This is a genomic window from Lysinibacillus sp. FSL K6-4013 (assembly GCF_038630435.1).
In the GTDB taxonomy this organism is placed as follows: Bacteria; Bacillota; Bacilli; order Bacillales_A; family Planococcaceae; genus Lysinibacillus; species Lysinibacillus boronitolerans.
Genome location: NZ_CP152031.1, coordinates 1,571,392 through 1,596,792, shown reverse-complemented (window position 1 = coordinate 1,596,792; position 25,401 = coordinate 1,571,392). Strand labels below are relative to the sequence as shown.

General features: G+C 39.6%; 24 protein-coding genes. 7 read left to right on the top strand and 17 right to left on the bottom strand.

The window, feature by feature from the left end; all coding sequences use genetic code 11:
* Positions 1-1,245 (bottom strand): Zn-dependent hydrolase, encoded by a 1,245-nt coding sequence (locus tag MHB39_RS07680; protein WP_342546164.1) that lies wholly within the window; start codon positions 1,243-1,245, stop codon positions 1-3.
* Positions 1,246-1,385: 140 nt separating this feature from the next.
* Between MHB39_RS07680 and MHB39_RS07675 the strand changes: the two genes are divergently transcribed.
* From MHB39_RS07675 to MHB39_RS07665, 3 genes are all read left to right on the top strand, one after another.
* Positions 1,386-2,555, top strand: coding sequence for a PucR family transcriptional regulator ligand-binding domain-containing protein (locus MHB39_RS07675; protein WP_342546163.1), 1,170 nt, complete (start codon positions 1,386-1,388; stop codon positions 2,553-2,555).
* A 172-nt stretch (positions 2,556-2,727) separates the two neighbouring features.
* The gene (locus tag MHB39_RS07670) at positions 2,728-4,089 is read left to right on the top strand and encodes an aspartate aminotransferase family protein (protein WP_342546162.1); all 1,362 of its coding nucleotides are present in this window, start codon (positions 2,728-2,730) and stop codon (positions 4,087-4,089) included.
* A gap of 13 nt (positions 4,090-4,102) precedes the next feature.
* Complete coding sequence (locus MHB39_RS07665; protein WP_342546160.1) at positions 4,103-5,623, top strand: CoA-acylating methylmalonate-semialdehyde dehydrogenase; 1,521 nt, start codon at positions 4,103-4,105, stop codon at positions 5,621-5,623.
* 97 nt (positions 5,624-5,720) lie between these two features.
* Here the strand turns inward: MHB39_RS07665 and MHB39_RS07660 are convergent, their stop codons facing one another.
* The 10 genes from MHB39_RS07660 to panB all read right to left on the bottom strand — a co-directional run bounded on the left by MHB39_RS07660 (position 5,721) and on the right by panB (position 17,101).
* Positions 5,721-6,038 carry a DUF378 domain-containing protein gene (locus tag MHB39_RS07660; RefSeq protein WP_036077648.1) on the bottom strand — a complete coding sequence of 106 codons (318 nt, stop codon included), beginning with the start codon at positions 6,036-6,038 and terminating at the stop codon, positions 5,721-5,723.
* 182 nt (positions 6,039-6,220) lie between these two features.
* Positions 6,221-6,706, bottom strand: coding sequence for a methylated-DNA--[protein]-cysteine S-methyltransferase (locus tag MHB39_RS07655; RefSeq protein WP_016992599.1), 486 nt, complete (start codon positions 6,704-6,706; stop codon positions 6,221-6,223).
* Positions 6,693-7,607 carry a DNA-3-methyladenine glycosylase gene (locus MHB39_RS07650; RefSeq protein ID WP_342546157.1) on the bottom strand — a complete coding sequence of 305 codons (915 nt, stop codon included), beginning with the start codon at positions 7,605-7,607 and terminating at the stop codon, positions 6,693-6,695. Before MHB39_RS07650 ends, MHB39_RS07655 begins: the two co-directional genes overlap by 14 nt.
* Positions 7,608-7,621: 14 nt before the next feature.
* Positions 7,622-8,179: an Ada metal-binding domain-containing protein gene (locus MHB39_RS07645; RefSeq protein ID WP_016992601.1), complete on the bottom strand. Its 558-nt coding sequence runs from the start codon at positions 8,177-8,179 to the stop codon at positions 7,622-7,624.
* 25 nt (positions 8,180-8,204) lie between these two features.
* A complete protein-coding gene (locus MHB39_RS07640; protein ID WP_342546155.1) occupies positions 8,205-8,972 on the bottom strand; it encodes an isocitrate lyase/phosphoenolpyruvate mutase family protein in 768 nt (255 codons plus the stop codon).
* Between the two features lie 752 nt (positions 8,973-9,724).
* Positions 9,725-12,496 (bottom strand): ATP-dependent DNA helicase DinG, encoded by a 2,772-nt coding sequence (gene dinG / locus MHB39_RS07635; protein WP_342546153.1) that lies wholly within the window; start codon positions 12,494-12,496, stop codon positions 9,725-9,727.
* Positions 12,497-12,678: 182 nt separating this feature from the next.
* Positions 12,679-14,796 carry a 5'-nucleotidase C-terminal domain-containing protein gene (locus tag MHB39_RS07630; protein WP_342546151.1) on the bottom strand — a complete coding sequence of 706 codons (2,118 nt, stop codon included), beginning with the start codon at positions 14,794-14,796 and terminating at the stop codon, positions 12,679-12,681.
* Positions 14,797-15,025: 229 nt separating this feature from the next.
* Positions 15,026-15,409: an aspartate 1-decarboxylase gene (gene panD / locus MHB39_RS07625; RefSeq protein WP_036077669.1), complete on the bottom strand. Its 384-nt coding sequence runs from the start codon at positions 15,407-15,409 to the stop codon at positions 15,026-15,028.
* 1 nt (position 15,410) lies between these two features.
* Positions 15,411-16,265, bottom strand: a complete 855-nt coding sequence (gene panC, locus MHB39_RS07620; protein WP_342546896.1) for a pantoate--beta-alanine ligase — start codon at positions 16,263-16,265, stop codon at positions 15,411-15,413.
* Positions 16,265-17,101, bottom strand: coding sequence for a 3-methyl-2-oxobutanoate hydroxymethyltransferase (gene panB / locus MHB39_RS07615; protein WP_342546149.1), 837 nt, complete (start codon positions 17,099-17,101; stop codon positions 16,265-16,267). The genes panC and panB overlap by 1 nt, the downstream gene beginning before the upstream one ends.
* Before the next feature lie 428 nt (positions 17,102-17,529).
* Between panB and MHB39_RS07610 the strand changes: the two genes are divergently transcribed.
* From MHB39_RS07610 to MHB39_RS07600, 3 genes are read left to right on the top strand one after another with little or no spacing between them, the layout of a single operon-like run.
* Positions 17,530-17,850, top strand: coding sequence for a PadR family transcriptional regulator (locus tag MHB39_RS07610; protein ID WP_004232706.1), 321 nt, complete (start codon positions 17,530-17,532; stop codon positions 17,848-17,850).
* A complete protein-coding gene (locus MHB39_RS07605; RefSeq protein WP_016992608.1) occupies positions 17,843-18,448 on the top strand; it encodes a DUF1700 domain-containing protein in 606 nt (201 codons plus the stop codon). The genes MHB39_RS07610 and MHB39_RS07605 overlap by 8 nt, the downstream gene beginning before the upstream one ends.
* 1 nt (position 18,449) lies before the next feature.
* Positions 18,450-19,286: a DUF4097 family beta strand repeat-containing protein gene (locus tag MHB39_RS07600; RefSeq protein WP_036077674.1), complete on the top strand. Its 837-nt coding sequence runs from the start codon at positions 18,450-18,452 to the stop codon at positions 19,284-19,286.
* Between the two features lie 52 nt (positions 19,287-19,338).
* Here MHB39_RS07600 and MHB39_RS07595 read toward each other — a convergent pair whose 3' ends face one another.
* From MHB39_RS07595 to MHB39_RS07570, 6 genes are all read right to left on the bottom strand, one after another.
* Positions 19,339-20,322: a biotin--[acetyl-CoA-carboxylase] ligase gene (locus MHB39_RS07595; RefSeq protein WP_036077677.1), complete on the bottom strand. Its 984-nt coding sequence runs from the start codon at positions 20,320-20,322 to the stop codon at positions 19,339-19,341.
* A gap of 158 nt (positions 20,323-20,480) precedes the next feature.
* On the bottom strand, positions 20,481-21,653 hold the full coding sequence (locus MHB39_RS07590; RefSeq protein ID WP_342546147.1) for a CCA tRNA nucleotidyltransferase: 1,173 nt from the start codon (positions 21,651-21,653) through the stop codon (positions 20,481-20,483).
* A complete protein-coding gene (bshA, locus tag MHB39_RS07585) occupies positions 21,640-22,785 on the bottom strand; it encodes an N-acetyl-alpha-D-glucosaminyl L-malate synthase BshA (protein WP_016992614.1) in 1,146 nt (381 codons plus the stop codon). Before bshA ends, MHB39_RS07590 begins: the two co-directional genes overlap by 14 nt.
* 33 nt (positions 22,786-22,818) lie before the next feature.
* Positions 22,819-23,223, bottom strand: coding sequence for a methylglyoxal synthase (gene mgsA, locus MHB39_RS07580; RefSeq protein ID WP_036077680.1), 405 nt, complete (start codon positions 23,221-23,223; stop codon positions 22,819-22,821).
* A 19-nt stretch (positions 23,224-23,242) separates the two neighbouring features.
* Positions 23,243-24,040, bottom strand: a complete 798-nt coding sequence (gene dapB / locus MHB39_RS07575) for a 4-hydroxy-tetrahydrodipicolinate reductase (RefSeq protein ID WP_036077681.1) — start codon at positions 24,038-24,040, stop codon at positions 23,243-23,245.
* The gene (locus MHB39_RS07570; protein ID WP_036077682.1) at positions 24,040-24,375 is read right to left on the bottom strand and encodes a nucleotide pyrophosphohydrolase; all 336 of its coding nucleotides are present in this window, start codon (positions 24,373-24,375) and stop codon (positions 24,040-24,042) included. The genes dapB and MHB39_RS07570 overlap by 1 nt, the downstream gene beginning before the upstream one ends.
* Before the next feature lie 115 nt (positions 24,376-24,490).
* On the opposite strand from MHB39_RS07570, the gene MHB39_RS07565 reads away from it, so the two are divergent.
* Positions 24,491-25,360: a YitT family protein gene (locus tag MHB39_RS07565; RefSeq protein WP_004232676.1), complete on the top strand. Its 870-nt coding sequence runs from the start codon at positions 24,491-24,493 to the stop codon at positions 25,358-25,360.
* Positions 25,361-25,401: the final 41 nt, after the last annotated feature.

Below are 25,401 nucleotides of genomic sequence, written 5' to 3'. Positions count from 1 at the left end.
TTAATGCAGTGTATATGTTTCGCCCATACTAAACTTCGTTTGTAGCGTTAACACCGTTTCCAATAAAATATCTGCGCCCTTTACACAATCTTCAAAGGCTGTTTCCTCTTCTTCACAATGACTCTTCCCTTCAATACTTGGAACAAAAATCATCGCGGAAGGAACCATACTTGCCATATACTGTGCATCATGTCCAGCGCCACTAAACATACGATGAGATGAATAGCCAAAGCTTTGACAAGCTCTTTCTACTTCATTGCAAATCGCACTATCAAAATACACGGTATCCCTGCCCCATAACTTGACAGGCTGAATATGGCATCCGCCTGCTGTCTCTGGAAGCGCGTTGAGAATATCCTCAACCTGTTGCATGACCTCTGGTTTCTGGTGACGTGAATCAATTGTAAATGTTACCTTATTTGGGATGACAGTATGAATATTCGGGGAAACATTCATACGACCAAAAGTAAAAACAAGTTGTTCGTCAATTTTTCCTAATTGCTCATATAGCTCTGTAATGATGGTCGATGCCACAATCATCGGGTCTTTACGCATTGACATTGGTGTTGTACCTGCATGGTTTGATTGCCCACTAATTGTAATTTCATAGCAGACCATGCCTAGTACACCCTCAACCACACCAATTTCCTGCTGTTTTGCTTCTAATACTGGCCCTTGTTCAATATGCAATTCGATATAAGCAAGTGCCTCCTTCAGACGATTGGCTTGCTCTCCCTCATAGCCACTTGCTTGTAAAGCTTGTTGAAAACGAATGCCGTTTTTATCCGTAGATTGGAGCATTTTTTCTTTGTCAAATTTTGAGGTGATGACGCCTGAACTCATCATGGCTGGATCAAAACGTGCCCCTTCTTCATTCGTGAAATTGACAATCGTAAGAGGAATGTCCACTTCGATATCATTTTCCTTTATTGTTCGAATGGCCTCGATCGCTGTTAGTACACCTAACACACCATCAAATTTTCCACCTTTTTCTACTGAATCTAGATGGGAACCCATGACAATGGGTGGCACATTCTTTTTACCAGGAAGAGTGGCGTAAATGTTGCCCATATCGTCCACCTGAATATCCATTCCTAACGCTTTGCAACACTCACAAAAATAGTTTCTTGCTAATACATCCTCATTCGAAAGAGACAAACGTGTGACGCCACCATTTTCGGTGGCCCCAAATTGACTAAATTGTTCAATTAACTCTTGCAATCGTCTACTATTACATTTATACATATGCAAGTCCTCTCTTTCACAGTAGTTAATAAACATTCTAAAATAGATAAAATTTGTGAGATATGGATAGTAAACTAAAAAAATATGTGCAACTGCACATCATATATGGTAAGTTATGTTCATAATTAAGGGGGGAACGTATGGGGACGATTCGTAAAATTGTAGAGGGAGTTCATTTCCCAATGCTCACATTAGTCGCTGGACATAGTGGTACGTATCGCAGAGTTACTGGTATTAATGTTGTGGAAAGCAGTGATTTAATCATGTTTTGTAGACCCAATGAATTAGTCGTCACAACAGGTATTCATTTAGATGCGCAGCAAGACTCCTTGGAACATCTTGTCAAACAGGCATTCACAAAAAAAGTAGCTGGCTTTATCATTAATACAGGACCATTCATTCCTAGCATTCCAGAAGCCGTCATCTCTTTTGCCAATCAACATGATTTCCCAATTTTTCAAATGCCATGGAATTATCGCATTGCTGATCTATTAAAAACTACCTTTCAATTTATTGCCAATCACCATCAAGAGCTTTCTATCGAAGAAAAGGTTCTTTTCAATCTACTATTTCATTACAAACAAAACACTAACACAATGAAAGATCAACTAGCACAGCTAGGATTTCCTCAAGGAAGAGAATTAGCGATCATAACTTGTACAACCATTGGCTCCAAAGCAGCTATTGACCGTTATGAGGTCATGATCCAATTCGCTTTTCAAAATCGCTATCAACGCTTCTTAAAATTAAAGCATAAAAATCACCTCATCTTTTTAATTGATAAAGCACAAATCAATACACCTAATATACCCTTCTCAAAAGTTGTAGAAGAAATCTATGAAAAAATCACGCTAAAAAATGGTTACTTGGATATTATTATCGGCAAAGGTAACTTTCATAAAGAGCTAGAAAATGTTCGCCAAAGCTATGATGAGTCCTTAACCGTCATCCATTTAGCACAGCTTCATAACAATCGTTATTTGTATAAATACAAAGAAATCGGTGCCTATAAAATATTGATGGCTGTGAAAAATCAGCCCCTAATGAAATCGTTTAGTCAGGATATTTTAGGACAACTTTATCGCTATGATGAACTACATGGGACAGACTATGTACCTTTTTTACGTATTTTTGTTGAGGAAAATGGCAGTACAAGCAGGATTAGTGAACGTCAATTTATACATCGAAACACCGTCCTCTATAAAATTAAGAAAATTGAAATGCTATTAGATATGGACTTAAGCAATCCCTTTACGAAGACTAATTTGTATATTGCCTTTTTAATTGAGGATGTCTTAATGCATCAATAGCCTGTCACAACATTAAATTAACTGAATTATCTTTCTCATTAAATACTCCTTCTAAAATTCTTGAAGCATACATATAAAGTACAAATGGGGGCGACTGCGCATTTTTGTTGTCCACATCTGAGGAAAACATATGCATGCTAATCAACTACCTGTTTAGAAGGAGTGAAGCTTCGTGACAAATGTAACAAGTCCCAATTGGCAAGTAAAAGATGAACAATTCGTATGGCATTCTATGAAGCCCTACAATCCAAATGCAACAATGATCGTCCAATCCTCTAAAGGGGCATGGATTACTGACATTGAAGGCAAGCGCTATTTAGATGCAATGGCAGGTTTATGGTGTGTGAACGTTGGCTATGGACGTGAGGAGATTGCCAAAGCTGCCTATGAGCAATTGCTAGAAAATACGTATACCCCATTATCTGTTGGGCATATCCCTGCTATTCAATTAAGTGAAAAAATTAATGAGCTTTTAGGGGATGATTATGTCGTCTTCTTCTCCAATAGTGGCTCCGAGGCAAATGAGGCAGCCTTCAAAATAGCTAGACAATATCATCAACAAAAAGGTCACGTCAATCGAACGAAAATTATTTCTCGTTACCGGGCCTATCATGGTAGCTCGATGGGTGCTCTTGCAGCAACTGGACAAGCTCAACGAAAGTATAAATATGAGCCACTGGCACCAGGTTTTTTACATGTCACTCCACCTGACGCTTATCGTGCCAATGAAGACCATATTCAAAGTAAGGACCCTTGTGCATTACCATCCGTCCAAGCAATCGATCATGTCATGACTTGGGAAATGTCAGATTCCATAGCAGCAGTCATTATGGAGCCTATTATTACTGGCGGTGGTGTAATTATGCCCCACGACAGCTACTTACAGGGAGTTAAAGCTGTTTGTGAGAAGCATGGCGCACTACTCATTGTCGATGAAGTCATTTGTGGTTTTGGTCGTACAGGCAAAGCTTTTGGATTCCAAAACTACGGCATCCAGCCAGATATTGTGACAATGGCGAAAGGCTTAACAAGCGCTTATATGCCACTATCTGCCACAGCGGTTCGTCGTGAAATTTATGAGGCGTTTGCTGGAACTGAGGACTATGACTTTTTCCGTCATGTCAACACATTTGGTGGATCACCAGCAGCATGTGCCGTCGCATTAAAAAATATTGAAATAATGGAGAAGGAAAATTTATTTGCCCACTCGGCTACACTAGGTGCTACATTACTCACTACATTACAGGAGCAATTAAAGGAGCACCCGAATGTTGGAGATATTCGTGGGAAAGGCTTATTAATTGGCGTAGAGCTAGTACAAGATAAAGTCAGCAAAACACCACTCGACATTACTCTTGTGAACAAAGTGATTACACAATGTAAGGAACAAGGGTTAATCATTGGGAAAAATGGGGTAACCGTTGCAGGTTTCAATAATGTGTTAACCTTATCTCCTCCTCTGATTATTTCCTCAGATGAGAAGAATTTCATTGTTGAAAAATTTGTGCAAGCCTTACATTCTATTAAACTGTAGGAGGAATAGCCAGATGGTAACGAATACAGACATACAGGAGTTAGGTCATTTTATCAATGGGCAAACAGCTCTAGGGAAAAGCGGTCAGTTTTCAGATGTTTACAATCCAAGCACTGGTGCTGTCATTGCTCGTGTTCCTTTGGCAACAAAACAAGAAGTACAGGAAGCAATCAATGCTGCCCAAGCGGCTTTTCCTGCTTGGCGCGCCTTATCCGTTGGTAAACGAGCTGAAATTGTCCTTAAATTCCGCCAGCTCATAACAGAAAATATCGATGAGCTAATTGATATGATCTGTATAGAGAGTGGCAAAACGATTGAGGATGCCAAGGGCGAAATTACTCGCGGTTTAGAATCTGTTGATTTAGCTATCAATGCCCCCCATTTACTTAAAGGAGAGTATTCGGTGAATGTTGGTGGTCATATCAATGCCTACTCTCTGAAAGAACCATTAGGCATTGTAGCGGCTATTTCACCATTTAATTTCCCTGTCATGGTACCGCTAGCAATTACAAGTATGGCGGTGGCTGTAGGAAACTGTGTGATTCTCAAGCCGTCAGAGCGGGTTCCTTGCTCAGCATTATTTTTATCAGAGCTGTGGAAAGAGGCAGGCTTACCAGATGGGGTTTGGACGGTTATTAATGGAGACAAAGATGCTGTTAATGAGCTGTTATGCCATCCTGCCATTGAAGCGATTTCCTTTGTAGGCTCTACGCCAGTTGCAGAAGCCATTTATGCTACAGCCTCTAAACATGGGAAGCGTGTCACAGCACTTGGGGGAGGTAAAAATAATATGGTGGTTATGCCAGATGCTGACTTAGAGCATGTAGCAAATGCCTTTTTAGGGGCTGCCTATGGAGCTGCCTCCCAGCGTTGTATGGCACTGTCAACCATTATTCCTGTTGGTGAGGATACAGCGAATAAATTAGTGGGTATTCTTGCCGATAAAATTGCCAAATTAAAAGTGGGTCCCTATACAGATGCCGAAGTTGATTTTGGACCAGTCATCACGCAGCAATCAAAGGACGCCATCATTGGCTATATTAATCGTAGCCTAGAAGAAGGCGCTACACTGGTCTGCGATGGACGAAATCCGGAAATTGCCAAACAATCGAACGGCTTCTATCTTGGACCTACATTACTCGATCATGTAAAGCCTGGAATGGAAATTTATGAGCAAGAGGTTTTTGGGCCTGCACGTAATATCGTCCGCGTGGCAACATTAGAGGAAGCTATCGCCCTTATTAATGCCCATGAATTAGGAAATGGTGTAACCATCTTTACGAACAATGGTGCAGCCGCTCGAAAGTTTACTACTGAAATTGAAGTAGGTATGGTAGGCGTTAATGTACCGATTCCTATTCCAGTAGGCTATCATAACTTTGGTGGCTGGAAACGTTCGAGGTTTGGGGAGGGGCATATGTTTGGACCTGACCAAGTACGTTTCTTCACTAAAGCGAAAACCATTTCAGAAAAGTGGATAGAACAAGGGAATGATGTTACCTCATCCTTTGCATTTCCAAGTAATCAAGACTAAAAAACAAATATTCGCGTAGTCAGAAGCTACGCGAATATTTATGCTTGCTATTGAAAAAACTGACAAGCCAACAGGGTCACCAATTTTTACAGTTTAACTACTTGTTCTTTTTTTTCACTTCTTTTTCTCTTACTTCAGAGAAATCTGCTTCTTCCCCAGCCTCCATGCCATAGCTAGGATTTCTATCCATACGAGTGAATGTATCCACATCATCCTCGTCTTCAAATCGCTTTACAAGAATTGGAATCGAAATTAGCCCAGCAAGACCAACGAGTGCATAAATCCAACGAGATAAGACCGCCGTTTGTCCACCAAATAAATAAGCCACTAAATCAAATCTAAAGAATCCAATGAGTCCCCAGTTGATTGCACCTATAATAACTAATACTAAGGCGATTCTATATAGCACGCTCATGTGTACACCTCCTTTACCATCAATACTCCAAGCTATATTTCTTAGCAGGGAGGTGTCATAAAAAGCGATAAAATGACAAAGACTAGTCATTACAACCGCCGTTTTGACGGTCTTATTTTTTGCAATAACAACTTTTTTATACTGTGTACAAATGGCGTAATGACGTACTCTGATGAACGGTATTACTTGGATGGATTTTTATGTGTTTGCTCATGCTGAAGCAGCCATTCTTTGCGCCACATCCCGCCTCCATAACCTGTCAGCGTTCCATTGGAGCCGATAATTCGATGACATGGCACAACAATGCTGATATTATTTTTACCATTCGCACTGCCAACAGCCCTTACAGCTTTTTCATTGTTAATGGCAATGGCGATATCCTTATATGAAGCCGTTTCACCAAAGCCTACACTCGGTAATGCATGCCATACAGCCTGTTGAAAGTCTGTACCTTGAAATACATAAGGAAATGAGAACTCCTGGCGTACACCTAGAAAATACTCATGCAATTGCTTAACACACTCTAGTAAAACTTCAGGTGTGTCATGCTGAGGAGTGTTGACGACCTGCTCTCGCTCTGCAAAGTTAATGGCATCAATTGCTGTATCATTTCCCTCAACTTCTATAATTCCAATTGGTGATGGATAATCTAATTTATATCGTTTCATACAGTGACCTCCATAAATAAAAGGTGGCATACGCTTGCCAGCCTTGCCAATGTTTCGCGTAGTTCTTCATTTCTTCCATCGTTGGTTTTCGTTCGAATGCTAGTTGTATTTTTAAAGCATTATGCAGACCAACATCTACTATCGGAAATGCTGTCGGTTGTTGCAGACATTTCATAAGCACATAATCTGCTGTCCATGCACCAATTCCTCGAATGTCCATTAAACTTTTTTTCATGGCTTCGTAGCCCTCTTTTTGACATAGCAAATCTTTTGTCAATTGACCGCTTGCTATACTTTTGGCAATATCAATAATGTATTCTGATTTCCTCCGTGTAAATTGGAGGTTTCTCAAATCATCTACCTGAATAGCCGCTATTTTCTCTGGCGTTGGAAACAACCAATAGCTTTGCCCTTCAAAGTAAACATATTCTCCAAAATGCTCGACAAATCGCTTTTTTAACGTATAGGCAAAAGTTAAATTTATTTGTTGACCAATTATCGCCCAAGCGATTGCTTCAAATAAATCAGGAATCCCGATTAACCGTAATCCGCTATATTTTTTCACAAGTGGCTTTAAGATTTGATCGTTTTCAGCCATCTGGTAATACCCCTGCAAATCCGTTGTTAAATCAAACCACTCTGCGACATATTGTGCGATGATTGCCTGTTCATGGCTAGATGGCTGTTTCATTGGAAATGTGACTATTATTTTATGATCTTGCTCAGTTATTTCACATAAAATAAATTGGTCATTCATCTTCAATAATTTGTAGAGCACATCATCCTTTATATGATGAAGAATTTCGTGAGGTGAACGCTTTAAGAACTGCAAACACTCTCTATAATTAAATGCTTGTGGTAACTCGATAACTAAATAACCACCATCGTTCGTCCATTTCATATCATGTCCCCCTGCTACGATAGGTTACGATATTCTGTAGGTGAACAATTTTTCAGTCGTCGAAAAACTTTATAAAAGTTAGATGGACTTTGAAAGCCTGCTTCATAACAAATTTCTAAATTTGTATAGTCTGTATGTTTTAATAGATGGGCAGCCTTATCAATTCGAATTTTTTCTAAATACGTTCGGGGCGTCTCAGCTGTCTCTTGTTTAAATAGTCGTTCTAGATGAAAGGGACTGAGGCCAACATGCTCCGCCATATCCTGTAAAGTCACTCTTTGCTTATATTCATTAATGATAAAAGTCGTGACACTTTTAATTAATTGCGTATGTGGGGAATGTTCGATTTCAGGCTGACATCGTTTACATGCCCGATAGCCAGCCGCCTCCACCTCTTGGATATCTTCATAAAATTCAACATTCATTTTTTTCGGTTTTCTGGATTTACAGGAAGGACGGCAATAAATCTTAGTAGTTTTAACCGCTGTATAAAAAAGCCCATCATAGGTTTGATCACAAGCTATAATTTTTTCCCACTTCTCCTCAAAAGATAAATGGATTGCATTGTCCACGATTATCTCACCTCATTCTTATTGGCTATACATATAACGAAGAAGTATCTTGGTCTTTTAATAATTGTGCAGCATGTTGTGTTAAATGCGCAATTATTTTATCTGAAAGTGCGTTGCCAATACTAAAACGCTTTACCCCTAATTCTTTTAATAGCTTGACATTCGTTAAACCAGGTAAAGAAAGAAGATTAATGGGCGCATTTACATTACAAGCCATCGCTTTTATTTCATTGACATCTGTTAAGCCTGGGATAAATACACCGCTTGCTCCACTTTCGATATAAGCTTTTGCTCTTGTCATTGTTTCCCCAAATGGTTGCTCCAATTGAAAATACGTATCTGTTCGGGCATTAATAAAGAAATTTTTATAACCATGATTATCTAATTCTTTCCTCACATTTGTTAACAAATGACAGTGTTCAATTATGCTTCTTAAGCCTGCTTGATGTTTAAGGGAATCTTCAATGTTAATCCCTGCTACCCCCACATCTGCCGTTCTTAAAAGATTGTCGATAATTTTCTGCTCATCATGGCCATACCCTGCTTCAATATCTGCTGATACGGGGATATTCACTTGCTCTGTAATGGATTGAATAATGGTGAGATGTCGTTGAAAATCGATCTGTTCACCATCCGCATAGCCAAGCGAATTCGCTATGCCCCAGCTTGTTGTCCCAATAGCTTGAAAGCCTGCCTTTTCTAATGTTAATGCGGATAACACATCCCAAGCATTCCCAATAAATAATAGCTCTTGTGAAAAATGTAAATCATGAAATTGCTGAATTTTTGACATAATATAAGCCTCCATACTGTTTGTTAGACCTTATATTATCAGGAACTATCCGTTTATTTCGTCCTCAATCTTGCTGTTATGGTCTGTACTAATTTTGTGATATGGATAAGCCGTCAATGATGAATAAGACCAACTGGTAGGTGCTATCGTGTTACAGAATGTAGCAGAGCTATTGAAAAATAATGTACGAGCCGGATACATCGTTGGTAGAAGGGGTGATGAAGTGTTTTAAGTCTTTTTCCATATACTTATTAAAGGATGTTGTGCAGCTATCTGAAAATCTAAGACTGAGTTTGAACAGCCTTCGTTTCCAGTTGTTGGTCACAAATCAAGTAGCTTTGGTGTGATATGCTTTGTGAAGGATAATACATTCATTCCTTAATATTAAGATGTGATAAAGGTATATTTCAGGAAGAAGGGCTGGAACATGTCACGATTCGAAAGTTTGCTGATAAAGCAGGCTACAACAGTGCTACTTTCAACAATTATTTTTTAGAAATATCGCATCTTCTATTTTTTGCAACAATGAGATGCATGCAAGATTATACCAATGAGTTGCTCGCTACATAGAAAGAGACAAAGTTTATGATGCTGAAATCGCTATGAAATATATTACAGAGATTGTTCGTAATGCCAATCTTTTTGATGAGCAAAATAAAAACAAACAACAATAATTATGCAAGTAATATAACATTGCCACTCTTCAAACGTATGTAAGAAACCCCTTCTAGCAATGCTAAAAGGGGTTTCTGCTATTTTTGCCAATGATTTAGTTCCTTTAACAATTCGGGTAGCTGCAATTTCTTTACATCGATAGGTGGTAATGCCTTAATAAACTCTTTCCCATATGACTTACTAGTAATTCGTCGGTCTAGGACAATAAAAGCTCCTTTATCCTGCGAAGAACGTATTAATCGACCAAAGCCTTGCTTAAACCTCATGATCGCTTCTGGTAAGGAAAGCTCCGTAAAGGAATTGCGGCCTAGAGTAGTTAGATGCTTTGCCCTCGCCTTAAAAACAGGCTCTTCTGGTGAAGAAAATGGTAATCGTACGACAATAACAGAGGCAAGTGCATCTCCTGGAACATCTACCCCCTCCCAAAAACTGTTTGTACCAAATAGAACGGCATGACTAAATTTTTGGAAGGATTTTAGAATGCGCATACGGCTACCGCCTGTAACACCTTGTGCAAATAGCATGTAATCATCTAATAGTTCACTATCTTGGATAAGCTCAACTGTTTTTCGTAGCATATCCTGTGCTGTAAAGAGTACAAAGCAACGCCCTTCTGTCATTCGAACAGTCCGCGTAATTGCATGGGCAACAGCCTCAATGTATTCTTCTTGGCTGACATGCTGAATATCTGGCATATCGGTGACGATAAATGCCTTAGCCCCAGCATAGTAGGCTGGCGGAGCTTGTAGTTTCAAGACTTTAACATTATCAGAAATGCCTAACTGGCGTGTAACAAAGCGCTCATTGCCTGGTACCGTTAATGTGCCTGATGTCCAAACAATACTAGCTTGCTGACGTAATGGTGCTAATACTTGTTCAATTATCGGCGTCACATTGACAGGCTTCTTAAAAACATGGAGACTGCCAGGGACACTCCGTACATCAAATTCTAACCAAACAGAATTGCCTTCCTGTGGTGACAGAAAAATATCGTCCCATTCAGCAATTTTTATCTTCACTTCTCGAATCCAATATTGCCATTCAGATAATACATATTGATCGTTTTTATCTAGCTGCTCAATCGCATTTTCGAACGACTGTGTAATGCTAGTAGCGAGATCCAGCCATTGCTGGGTTAGTTTGCTTACTTGTGCAAACGTTTCTTTCGCAAATGAAACATCCTCTAAAAACAAGGTGCATTTACTACCTGCTTGTTTCCCTTTCATTTGCTGTTGCAATTTTTGAATAGTTCTCTGGATTGTTTCATCAAATGTCCGCTGCAAACGTATGAATTGTGCATCAAGATGCTGTAAATTTTGCATGGCTACTCGCTGTTTTTTCTTCGCTGCCTGGCAAAACTGTTGAAATAGAGCCGTGTCCTCCATCGTACCAATTTGTCCAAAAATATACTTCCATTGTGTATAGGAGAAGACTACTTCATCCTGCTGCATAGCAGCCTGAATAAATTGATGCGCCTCGTCAATAATCCAGCCATCTATTTCTGTAAAAAGTGGTGTTTGGCGCACTAAATCACTTAAAACCATGGCATGATTCGTTACAATACAGTCAGCAATTGCACTGTTCTTTAAAGCTTGCTCATAGAAATCAAAGCCCTTTGAAGGCTTGTCATTCGGTATTTTTCGGATTTTCTCTAAAAACAGTTGTCCACCACCAGAAACATTGAGCTCACTCAACACACCTGTCTCTGTTTTGGTCAACCACACAAGTATTTGTAAAATAGTAAATGTATCATCATAGGATTCATCAGCATGTGCCATACATTGCTCAAAGCGTTCGAGATCAATATAATGCTGCATTCCCTTCAGCACACACAAATTCACTTTTGTCCCAAGGATTTTTTCGATCTTTGGTAGTTCTTCCTCTACAAGCTGTTCTTGTAAATAGGAAGTATACGTACTAATGGCTATCTTTTTATTGACAGCACGAGCAAATAAGATAGCTGGAAGTAGATAGCCAGCCGTTTTACCAATACCAGTAGAAGCTTCAATCACGCACTCCTGTTGTTCATGTAATGCCTGCCAAATCGTGTCCATCATGTCAAATTGTGCAGGACGTTCCTCAAAATTCGGCAGTGCCTTTGACATTAAAGCTATTTTCTCATCTACGGATTGAGGGTAGGCAATCGTTTCTGTCACATGCTCATGCTTATTTCGGCCATTGCCAATCGCAAAATTACGGTAATAATGCACATTTTCGCGGCCCGTTGTATGCTGGCGCTTAATTTGCAACGCCTCAAAAAAAAGCTGAGAAATATTTGATTTCAAGCGAAATGAACGCTTATGCATCTGTTCAAGCGTTAGCTGTGGTAAACTTAGTAGCTCCTTCCAGCAATGCTTGAATAGCTCTGCTGTCGCGCGTGCATCGTCATCCGCTCGATGTGCATTTGCTAGCTCAATATTTAAATCAGCCGCTAAATCGCCTAGCTTAAAACCAAGGGACATAGGGAATAAAATTTTAGCCAGCTCCACTGTATCCATTTTTTTACCTTGCCACTTTGGAAGTCCAGCACGTTTAAACTCTGCTTGTAAAAAGGATAAGTCAAAATCTGCATTATGTGCGACAAATACACAGTCAGCAAGTAGCTCATATATGTAATCCGCATGCGCTTCAAATGGGAAGGCATCCTTTACATCCTCATTCGTTATATGCGTTAAATCTTGAATGAAAGTTGGAATAGCTTTCCCCGGATTTATGAACTTCGTATAGGTACGCTCAATTTCCCAATCCTTCATAATAACAATGGCAATTTGAATCATCCGGTCCCCATTGGCTGGTGAATGACCAGTTGTCTCCAAATCTACAATTGCATATTTTTGACTTTCCATCATACATCTCAACTCACAGTTCACATTAGATAAGTTGAATTTTATCATATTATTGGCTCTGCGGCATCCTTTCTCCTCTTTGTTGAATCACCGCATCCATACAAAAAACGCAACCTTGGAGAAATCAATCCCCTAAGGTTGCGTTGTGGAATCGTTATGGAGTGCTTACTCAAACAACGTTACGCTTATTGTTTTTTTGCTACATCAACAATACGACCTTCTGTTGTTGTTTTCACTTCTTTTAATGATAATAAGTGTTCTTGGAAATTTTCCCAGTCAGATAAACCTAAATCTGTTACGTGACCTTCTTCGTAAATTTTTCTAAATACTTCATAGCCATCCCCACCTTGCTTAGCAGTAAAGGCGTTTGTTGCTACTGTATATGTTTTATCATCTTCAAATGCTACATACTTACCTGTTGCTTGATCTAAGTATTCAAACGATACTATGCGAGAGCCTGCTTCTTTTGAAGAATCATATTGTAATTTTGCACCTGCAATTTGTAAGAAGCCTCCAAATTGATTTGGTGCTTGTCCTACAGATAGTTCAAATGCTTCTTTTAATTGAGCACCTGTTATATCCATAAGTGCTAATGTGTTACCAAAAGGTAGTACTGTCATAACATGACCTACAGTAATTTCACCTGCTGGAATCGTCTCGCGAATACCACCACCATTTGTAAATGCCATCACAACTTTTTTATCTGAGTATTGTTGTGATTTTGCTAACATGCCATCTGTAATGAGATTACCTAATGCCGCTTCTTGTGTACGTACTAATTCACGTGATCCATCTAATGCTTCATTAAGTTTTACACCAATCTCTTGTTTCATGATTGCATCTACTTTTTCTTTAAACGGTGCAAGTTTTTCTAATGCCGCTTTATCCTCTGCTACTTTACCAAGGTCGATTAATTCACCATTATATTCAGTCACAACACCATTTCCATCAAATGTTACATCTAGTGTACCTAAATACTTTACATACTCATTAGCTTGTACAATTAATGTAGCCTCTTTTGCTTCGCCAGCTGTATTTGTATCTACGATAAATGGTTTGTCTAATTTTGTATGATCATGTGCACCTACAATAATGTCAATACCATCTACATTTTTTGCTAATAGTTGGTCATTATCTATATTCGCATTATCTTCAAATCCAATATGTGTTAAGGCGATAATTTTGTTAACCCCCATACCTTCAAAAGCCGCTACTGCTTTTTTGGCCTCTTCAATGTAATTTGAGAATGTTACTTTATCTGGAGATGCAACAGCTTTTGTTTCTTCTGTTGTTAAACCAAAAATACCAACTTTTTCTCCATCAATTTCTTTTACAATACCAGAATAAATTTTACCATTTTCAGGTTCACTTGAAATTAAGTCTGTAAATAAACCAGTGAATTTATCATCTGCTGAGAAATCTGTATTGGCATCCACAAATGGGAATTTAGCCCCTTTAACAAAATCCGCTAATGCTTGATGACCTTCAGGAGAGGCACCTAAATCAAATTCATGGTTACCAAATACCATTGCATCAAAGCCAATTTCATTTAATAGCGCTAGATCTGCTTGTCCATGGAATTCATTGAAATATAATGTACCATTAAATGCATCGCCAGCATGTAATGTTAAAACATTTTTCTTTGCTTCCCTTTGTTCTTTTACAGCTGTCGCCAATTTAGGTAATTCATTTGCATGAGCATGTGTATCATTCACATGTAAAATCGATAATGAGAAGGCATCTGCTGGTGTTTCTGGAGTCTCTGGAGTTTCTGGGTTTGATTTTGTTAGAGCCTCAGCAATGAATGTTGCCAGTTGTCCACGTGTAACTTTTTCACTAGCCTCATGATTTTTTGCACTTTCTAGCTCTGGTAATGTTGGAATTGATGCTAAGATTTTTGCTAAATCACCATGTGTAATTGTTTGGTTTGGACGGAAAGTATTATCTCCATAACCTGTAATGACATTTAATCCTACAAGGGCTGCAATTGAGCCATAATAAGGATTTGATGTACTAATATCCGTAAATTTTGGATCCACTACTTCTTTTGTATCCAATTTTAATGCGCCTGCAATCATTTTTGCAGCTTGTCCACGTGTGACATTTGAATCTGGTTTGAATGTACCATCTGGGTAACCACTAATAATCCCTGCTGCATAAAGTGTAGCAATGCTTTCAAAATCTGCATGACTTTCCTTTACATCCGAAAAAGGACTTGCTGCTGATGCTGGTACTACCGCTACCGCTGTTACAGCTAATGCTGCCGCAGTAACTGTTAAAAATTTGTTACGTTTATTTTCCATGACAAATGATACCTCCACTAGTAAAATGATGTACTAACAACTAAATTCTACATAAATATGACGCAAAATACTAGAACATTTGTAAAATTATAATTTTATAAACTAGTTTAATAGTAATAAAAGCAAATTTTTGCCAGTAACTTTTGGTATAAACGTAATCGCAAAAAAGGAGGATTGGCTATTGCTTTGCCATCCTCCTTTCTAGTATTAATTTAGACTATTGCTGAATTCACATCACAGTTGCCTCTGGCTCGTGTGCGATCATTTCCTTAATCGTGTTGCCCTCTCCCATGATGGCTACAGTTGGTTGATGGTCTTTAGCCTCATGATTATCTACATACACATAGGAAATAATGATGACAATATCACCACGCTGTACAAGTCTTGCTGCTGCGCCATTGACACAAATGACACCTGACCCTCGTTCACCCGCTATAATATATGTTTCAAAGCGAGCGCCATTATTATTATTAACGACATGTACTTTTTCGTTTGCCAGCATACCTACTGCATCTAAAATATCTTCATCTATTGTTATGGAGCCTACATAGTTTAAATCTGCCTGTGTCACTGTTGCACGGTGGATTTTACTATTCATCATCATACGAAACATTTTATAATCCCTCTTTCACAGTAAAAATACAATTATCAATTAAACGTGTTTTACCTATATAAACAGCTGCTGCTAACAAGACTTGCTGTGTTGTAGCTGTCACTGGTGTTAAATCGGGGTAGGCTAATAATTCAATATAATCAATTCGGCCATGTGTTCTTGTCTGAATATGAGCTTTTGCTTTAGCAAGTGCGCTATCAGCATCACCATTCGCTAAAAAGCTATCGCGTGCCAACTGCAATGCTTCATTGATCGCTGGAGCCTCTTGTCGCTCTGACCCACTTAAATAGACATTACGTGAAGATTTTGCTAAACCGTCCTCCTCGCGTACAATTGGGACTACACGTATTTCTAAAGGGAAATTAAAGTCACGTACCATCGTCGCAATAATCGCAACCTGCTGCGCATCTTTTTGCCCGAAATAAGCTCGATTTGGCATTGTTAAATGAAATAATTTAGAGACAACCTGTAAAACACCATCAAAATGACCAGGGCGACTCGCACCACAAAGAATCGTGGCCTGCTCACCTGCATGTAGGCGAATCCCTCCATCTTGGGGATACATTTCTTCCACACTTGGTGCGAACACAATATCCACACCGACAGATTCAGCTAATGCAGTATCTCTAGGCAAATCACGAGGATAACTTTCAAAATCTTCATTTGGTCCAAATTGCGTTGGATTGACGAAAATACTCATTACAACGACATCATTTTCTGCACGAGCTGTTTGTGCTAATGTTAAATGACCCTCATGTAAATAGCCCATTGTCGGAACAAGTCCAATCGTTTTTTGAGACTGCTTAGCTGCTTGAATTTCTTTGGCTAATGCCTGTATCGTCGTAACGACCTTCATCATTTAACGCCTCCATATAGCTGATCTAACGCTTCCTCTTTCATTGTGAAGAAATGCTTTGGAGCGGGGAAAGTACCCGCTTTCACCGCTTCTACGTAACGAATTATACCCGTGCTTACCTCTTTGCCCATATCAGCAAATTGTTGAACAAATTTCGGTACATGGTGCGAACCGTAGCTTAGCATGTCATGATACACGAGCACTTGTCCATCAGCCTCAACACCAGCGCCTATGCCGATGGTTGGAATAACAAGACTAGCTGAAACGATCTCTGTCAGCTGATGAGGAATACATTCTAATACGACTGCACATGCACCAGCCGCTTCGCATTGTTTTGCTTCTTCAAGCAGTGTAGCAGCCTGTTCAGCTGTTTTTCCTTGTACCTTATAGCCACCAAGCACGCCCGCTGATTGAGGCAACAAGCCTAAGTGAGCTACTACTGGAATACCAGCTGACGTTAATTTACGAATGACAGGTATAACCTCTCCTGCCCCCTCAACCTTTAAAGCATCTGCTCCTGTTTGCTGCATCATCGAAATGGCTGTTTTTAGTGTCTCATTGACATCGCCATGATAAGAACCGAATGGCATATCAACGACCATAAACGTATCCTTTGCCCCTCGTCTTACTGCTTTTGCATGATGAACCATATCCGCTACAGTCACAGGCATTGTAGAATCATAGCCAAGCACGACCATTCCAAGTGAATCCCCGACTAGTATCATCTCAACACCAGCTTCTTCCGCGAATTTAGCAGCTGGATAATCATAGGCTGTTACCATCACGATTTTCTCGCCTGCCGCTTTCATCTTTAAAAAATCTGTTGTCGTTTTCATTTTGTAGTCCTCCTTTTTTAAAGGAAGAAAACAGAAAAACCCTTCTGTGTCGAAAATGGACAGAAGGGTAGTGTGTCGTTCAATGATAAAAAGACCCCATAAAGAGGCAATAGCTTGCAAAATGAAAGCTATATTTGAACGTATCGTTTTCTTCCGTCCCTGTCTAAAAGATCAAGGCAGATATTTGGTAGTATAGTCTATTGCGTTTTTGAAGGTGCCGTTCACAATGGATACTGCCCTTCGCACATACTATAACAGATTTTCCTACTAATCTTCAAATATTATTTTCTTACAATATCTTCGTCTAACAACATTGGAAAAAATTTTCTTTTAGAATTGACATTCCATGTTATACGTCATATACTATCCCCATACTATATGCCATATAATATAAAATGAAGTATAGGTATTACATGTGAGGTGAAAAGATGACATTTCAGCTTGGTTCAGCTTTACTTGATGCTTGTGTACTGGCTATTGTTGAGAAAGAGGACGCCTACGGTTATTCTTTAACACAGCAGGTACAATCAGTCATGGAGATTTCAGAGTCTACACTGTATCCTGTATTACGCCGCTTACAAAAAGCGCATTACTTAACAACGTACGATCAGCCTTATCAAGGTAGAAATAGACGCTATTATCAAATTACAGAGCAAGGACGTATACGATTATTAGAGCTATTAAAAGAATGGCAAATGTATAAGGAAAAGGTTGATTGTGTACTTTTAGGAGGGAATTTAGATGGATAGAGCAAGCTATTTGAAACAGCTACGAGGAAAATTACGTCGGCTTCCTGCGCATGAGTTAGACGCTGCGCTTGCCTATTATGAAGAATACTTTGAGGAAGCTGGAGAGGAAAATGAACATCAGGTCATTTCACAACTTGGCTCTCCTTCACATGTCGCCTCACAAATATTAGCTGATTTCGCATTAAAGGATTTAGAAACCTCCTCGGCAAAATCAACAAAAAAGAATATGTCTGCCATTTGGCTCATTATTCTAGCTATACTGTCTGCGCCCCTTTCATTGCCATTACTTGCAACAGCCATTGCACTCATTTTTTCATTTGGCGCAGTCATTATCAGCTTAATCTTTGCTATTGTCGCAACTGTTATGAGTATTTTTGTCGGTGGCGTTGTGGCGATCATTTCAGGTTTCTTAATTTTAACAGAGCATTGGCCGACTGCACTGCTTTTTATGGGTGTCGGGTTAATCGTAACGGGCTTGGGAGTCTTACTGTTCCCAGTTGTTGCTCGTGTTATCAAGAAAACCGTTGTTGTCTCTGTTGAAACATTAGGCAGACTATTCCACAAAATGACAAAGAAGCGAAAAAAGGGGGACTTCTAAAATGACGTCAAAAAATACCCTTATTGCCATGACAATGATTGCATTAGGCATTCTACTTGCATTGATTGGCTATTTTTCAGGGGGTCGCTGGCTGATTCTAAAAGATTCAGAGGGGCTTTACGTCCCAAGTAATACTAAATTAATAAGTCAGTCACATGCTTTAGATGCATTCACAAGTATTAATATCGTAAATGATTATGGAGATGTGGAAATTGTTGCAAGTGATAGTGACTATAAATTAGACACAAAGGTCCTTGAGCAAGAAGATGTAACATATCATATTGATAACGGAACTTTAACCATCAAAACAATGGCAAAGAAAAAGGATGGTATTCAATTTGGCTTCGGTAACCTTTCTTCCCCTTCAATCAAACTCTATGTCCCAAAAGATACAAAAATAGAGGCGATTGTGATAGACAGTAATTTTGGCGATACAGCCATTCATGGGCTACAGTATCAGCAGCTTCATCTCATCCAGGATTTTGGAGATATTACTTTCAATAACTCGACTGGTGACAAAACAGAGATTAGGCAGTCCTTTGGTGATTTGACGCTTCAGAAACTTACTAGTAACGGCTTGACTATTGAGAGCGAGCATGGAGATATCGATATAGATGGCACATTAAATGGCCAATCAACCATTACCTCAAGTTTTGGCGATACAACGCTTCACTTACAAAACAAACAAAGTGATGTAGGCTATGCTCTCAAAACAGATTTCGGTGATGTGACCATTAATGATGAAGAACAAAGTGGCACCGTGACTCAAGTAACGAAGGGTGAGCACCAACTGAATGTTTCCTTATCACATGGTGATATAGATGTGTCACTAAAATAAAGAATAGACAATAAAAGAAGCTGCAAGTATGAACGTTACTCGCAGCTTCTTTTTATAATAGTTTGATGTCTCCCGCATAGATCGTGCGAATCGTTCCATCATCCTGCGTCAGCTGTAGGACACCATCGTCTGTAATGCCACTTGCAACCCCTTCAAAACGTTCGCGTATCGTCGTTACCTCAATACGTTGACCAATTGTACAGGACAATTGCTGCCATAGTGTTTTTAGACTCGCAAACCCCTCTTTGACATATAGCTCTGTAAACTGTTCTAAATAGTGTAAGATAGAGGCCACAAGTGCTGCACGATTGATTTCTTCCCCTGCCTCTAATCGTAATGAAGTGGCAATATCCGCGATTTCAGGTGAAAAGTCAGCTGCTGCTTGGTTCGCATTTATGCCAATTCCAACAAGTAAAGCTTGCACAAGATCCGCCTCAGCCTGCATTTCTGTTAAAATACCCGTACATTTTTTTCCATTAATCAATAAATCATTAGGCCATTTAATCGCTGGCTCTACATGTTTATATAAGGTTTTAATGGCCATCGTGACAGCTACTGCCACCACAAGTGTATAGGATGAGGCCTGTTGGGGCGTAACATCTGGCCGAACGATAACGGTCATCCAAATACCTGTCCCATGTGCAGACTCCCAAGGACGAGCCATACGACCACGCCCCGCTGTTTGCTCCTCACCAATGATAATCGTACCGTGTGGGGCTCCTTCCTGTGCAAGCTTATGTGCAATCGTTTGTGTAGAATCAACTACATCATAATAATGGATCTCACGTCCAAAATGCTCTGTCTTTAAAAAAAGCTCAATCTGTGTAGGGCTCAAGCTATTTGGTACGCCTGTCAATACATACCCCTTTTTCTTAATTGTTTCAAATGTATACCCTTCCTCTTGTAATGTTTGCATATGCTTCCAAACAGCGGTTCTTGAGACACCAAGAGAATCTGCTAACTCCTGACCTGAAACCGCTTCTCCATCAGCAGCCAATATTCTTTTTAAAATTTCGTCCTTTATGGAATTTGTCATCTTCACATCAATCCTTTAGTTAACTGTACTCTTGTTATGTAACTTATTTTGTCTTAATCATACTGTAAATTAACGTAAATGACCACCAACGATGGGGAATTTAATAAAAGCCATCTCCCGAAAATGAGAGACGGCTTTTGACTATCATGTATTTGGCTTTAAGTAAGATCCTGCTGCTCAAGCCAGCTTTTAATCTGTTGTCGATCATTTTGAAGCTCATGATGAAGAATGGCTGTCAGCAGATCATCCAATGTGGCTTTTACCCACGGTCCACCTTTTTTGCCAGACCATTTCAGTAAATCAGCCCCATTCACCACTAATTCTTGCTTATGTTGAATCGGTAGCTTTGCCTGTAATTCTCGAATAGATTGTTGAGGGATTGAAGCATCTAATTGGAGAAGTCGTGCAAAATATTGCGCAGCCACTAGCTCTTCCTCTGTATAGATAAAATAATGACGATTTGTCCAACCATCTTTTAAAGCCTCAAAAGCGGTTAAAACGGATTTAATAAACGCCATTTCCTTATTAGATAATCGATAATCGCGCACTACCTCACGCCATGCCGTTCCTTGTAGTAAGGCAAAGTATGCCCAACCAAGAAGAGCATCCTGTGTTTGGAAATTACGCCATTGCGCAGCTTGAAAATCACCTGTTAAATAGGCCGCTAATCCGCTGTCCTCTAGTTTTTGTATACCCCCAAAAACGGTTTGTCCTACCCAAAGCTTATCAAGCTCTGCTTTAATGCGTTCTTTGGCAATAAAGGTCAAATCAGCAGCCCTTTGCTGTATGGCTGCTAATGTATTCGCCTCAATCGTAAAATCAAGCTGTGCAGAGAAGCGAATCGCTCGAAGCATCCGTAGAGCATCTTCTGCAAACCGTTTTTCTGCCTCTCCTACCGCACGGATCACGCGCTTTTCAATATCTTGACGTCCACCATAATAATCTACAAAAGAGCCATCACGACGCATGGCAATGGCATTCATCGTAAAATCTCGGCGTTGTAAGTCCTCTTTTAGAGATCGAACGAAATGGACATTCTGTGGTCTTCGATGATCTGTATATTCCCCATCTGTCCGATAGGTAGTCACTTCCACAGGTCCAGCGGGTACGATAACAAGTACCGTCCCATGCTGAATCCCAATATCTACAGTTTTTTGAAACACAGTTTTTACTTCTTCAGGCAAGGCATTTGTAGCCACATCTACATCATGGGCAGGACGATCGAGTAAAGCATCTCTTACAGCTCCACCAACAATAACCGCTTCAAAGCCTGCTTGTTCTAATTGTTCAATGACTGAATAGGCTGCTTGCCATTCTTTATTGTTTTGCATGATTTCTTTCCGCAACCTTCTCGTACAGATTTTCATATTGTTCCACAATTTTGGATGAGTGGAATTTTTCACTTACTGCACGGATGGCCGCTTCTCGGAAGCGCAGTAATTGTTCCTCATCTTGCAATAAATGGGTTGCATACTCCGCAACTGCATCTGTATCCCCTAATTCCACGATATAGCCATCAACGCCATGCTCAATGACTTCAGGAATACCACCTACATTTGATCCAATACAAGGTACACCACAAGCCATCGCCTCTAATAACACCAGTCCAAACGATTCTTGCTGTGATAATAATAGCTTAAGATCACTAATCGCATACAGTTCAGCTAAGTTTTCTTGTTTCCCTAAAAATAAAACATCCTTCATATACGGACTTCCTTTTACTTGGTCCATGACACGATGCTTTTCTGGGCCATCCCCTACTAATAAGAGCTTTGCTTTCATGTTGGCACGGATTTTCATAAAGGCGTCTACAATGTGTGGAAGGTTCTTTATTTTACGGAAGTTGGATACATGAATGAGGACTTTTTCATCTTCTTGAATACCAAATTGCTCTTTTAAGTTTCCTGAATTTCGTGGGAAGTATTCGCGTTCATCCACAAAATTATAAATCGTTTCAATTGGTTTTACTGTATCAATCAGTTCATAGGTTTGTTCTTTTAATGCCTGTGACACGGTTGTCACAATATCAGATTTATCAATCCCATACTTAATGGCCTGTGAGAGCGTAGAATCTTGCCCAAGCACCGATATATCTGTACCATGAAGGGTTGTGACGATGCCAATGTCTCGACCGCTCATTTCACGTGCTAGCACCGCACATACTGCATGTGGGATAGCATAATGCACATGCAGCACATCCAACTCTTCATCCTTGATGACGTCTGCCATTTTACTCGCTAATGCAATATCGTATGGAGAATATTGAAATACTGAATAATTATTAACTTCGACTTCATGGAAAAAGACGGTTGGATAAATTTTATTCAATCGAAATGGTACGCTTGAGGTGATGAAATGAATTTCATGTCCTCTTTCTGCAAGCATTTTGCCTAATTCTGTTGCGATGACACCAGAGCCACCAACTGTAGGATAACAGGTAATGCCGATTTTTAGCTTTTTCATTCGATGATCATCCTTTCTGAATCACGTCTTTTGTTAATTTCGTCTTTCTTGTATCAGTCTCCAATCCACAAAGCCTTCTTGTAGGCCTTTTAGTAATATCTCTGCTGTTCCCATATTTGTTGCCAGTGGCACTTGGTAAACATCACAAAGACGGATTAGTGCAGAAACATCTGGCTCATGTGGTTGTGCTGTTAATGGATCACGGAAAAATACCACCATGTCCATATCATTATTGGCAATCATTGCACCAATTTGTTGATCGCCACCAAGTGGTCCTGAACGAAAACGTGTAACCTCCAAACCAGTAGCTTCGATGACACGTTGTCCTGTTGTACCGGTAGCATATAGCGTGTGTTCTTGTAAAATATTTTGGTAAGCAATAGCAAACTGTACTAAATTATCTTTTTTACGATCATGTGCAATCAATGCGATTTTCATATAGCTTCCATCCCAATCTTTAGATGATGTTTTCTAAACCATAAACAAGCTGATCCATTTTCATAACCTCTTCTATGCAAAAAGCAACACCAGACATAAAAGAATTACGGTTTAATGAATCGTGGCGAATCGTTAGTAGCTGCCCATCCCCTCCAAATAATACTTGCTGGTGTGCCACTAATCCAGGTAAACGTACGGAGTGAATGCGCATACCGTCAAAGTCTCCACCTCTTGCACCTTCAATGGTTTCTTTCTCTTCTGGATGTCCTTGTGCCTTTGACGTACGGACTTCTTGTATTAACTGTGCCGTTTTCACCGCCGTTCCAGATGGTGCATCAAGCTTCTGATCATGGTGCATTTCTATAATCTCTACATCTGGTAAGTATTTGGCCGCTTCTTTTGCAAACTTCATCATTAGGATAGCACCAATCGCAAAGTTTGGTGCAATAATGCAACCTAACTCTTTTTCTTTGGCCATGGCTGATAATTCCTCTAGTTGTGCATCTGTAAATCCTGTTGTACCAATTACAGGTCGTACATTTAAATTCAGTGCTTCCTTCGTATGTTTGTAGACTGCATGTGGATTAGTTAAATCCACTAGTACATCCGGTGCAGTTGCTTCTACAAGATCATGCATTTCTGTAAATATAGGCACTGTATAGCTTGCTGGAAACATATCTAAATCAGCTAAAGTTTTTCCTACTTCCTTATAATCTAGTACAGCTACTAATTCCATTTTGTCATGTTTCATGACCGTATGTACAGCCTCAGCTCCCATTTTTCCTCTTGCTCCCGCAATAGCTACACGAATCGACATCATTCTTCATCCTTTCTAGTCCAACGATCCTTATCTCTAGTTTCAAATTTATGTATGACGCGTAAAAGTGCTTCATCTAGTTTAATACCTTGGGCATTTGCAAAACAGACAAGTACAAAGAAAAAGTCTCCTAGCTCCTCTTCTATACTGTTTGTATCCTCAGTACTCTTTTTCTTTTTTTGTCCATAGACATCCTGAACTTCGCGTGAAAGTTCACCTAATTCTTCTGTTAGACGTGCAAGTAATTCGAATGGTGGAAAATATCCTTCTTTAAATTGACCTATATAGTCATCGACACGTTGTTGTAATGCTTGCATTGTTAGTTGATCTGCCATAAAAATCACACTCCTATTTACCATCGTATAAAATTTACACCATTGTTGTCAAAACCAATAAAATGTCAGATAATAGATAACACTACTTCATTTGTTTGGAACTACAGGAGGTCAAATGCTAAAACAGATTAAAATTCGTAATATTATCGCGATTATGCTCGGAGCAGCCGTTTTCAGCTTCGGCTTTGTTCACTTCAACATCCAAAATCAACTGGGTGAAGGTGGACTAAGTGGGATTACACTCATACTATATTTTACATTAGGATGGGACCCCGCCTTAATGAACCTGTTATTAAATATTCCCATGTTTATCATAGGTTATCGATTACTTGGAAAAAAATCATTTGTCTATACGCTTGTTGGCACTTTATCCGTATCTCTTTTTCTAAAAATTTTCCAAAAATATCAATTTACTATCCATTTAGAGGATGACATGTTGCTTGTGGCACTTTTTGCTGGTGTCTTTGTTGGATTGGGACTTGGGATTGTCTTTCGTTTCGGTGGCACTACAGGTGGTGTCGATATTTTGGCACGACTAGGGCATAAATATTTTGGCTGGAGTATGGGGAAAACCATGTTTGTCTTCGATGCCATTGTCATCATCCTTTCTTGGCTGACGTTCTTGGATGCCCGTTCGATGATGTATACATTAGTAGCCGTATTTGTTGGAGCCCGTGTCATTGACTTTGTACAAGAAGGTGCCTATGCTGCTCGTGGTGCGCTCATCATATCGGAAAAGTCTGGAGCCATTGCTGAAACAATCGCTCTTCGAATGGAGCGTGGTATCACAATTTTAGAAGGACATGGTCATTTTACCAAACAACCTAAAGAGGTAATCTATTGTGTGATTGGTCGCAATGAAGTTGTACGGTTAAAATCTATTGTGCATGAAGTTGATCCTCACGCATTTGTTTCCATCATTGAAGTACGAGATGTGGCAGGAGAAGGCTTCACACTAGACGATCAAAAGCAACCCCTTCATTAAGCATACGAAGATAAAAAACTTGCTATAGTGGTGCACCACTA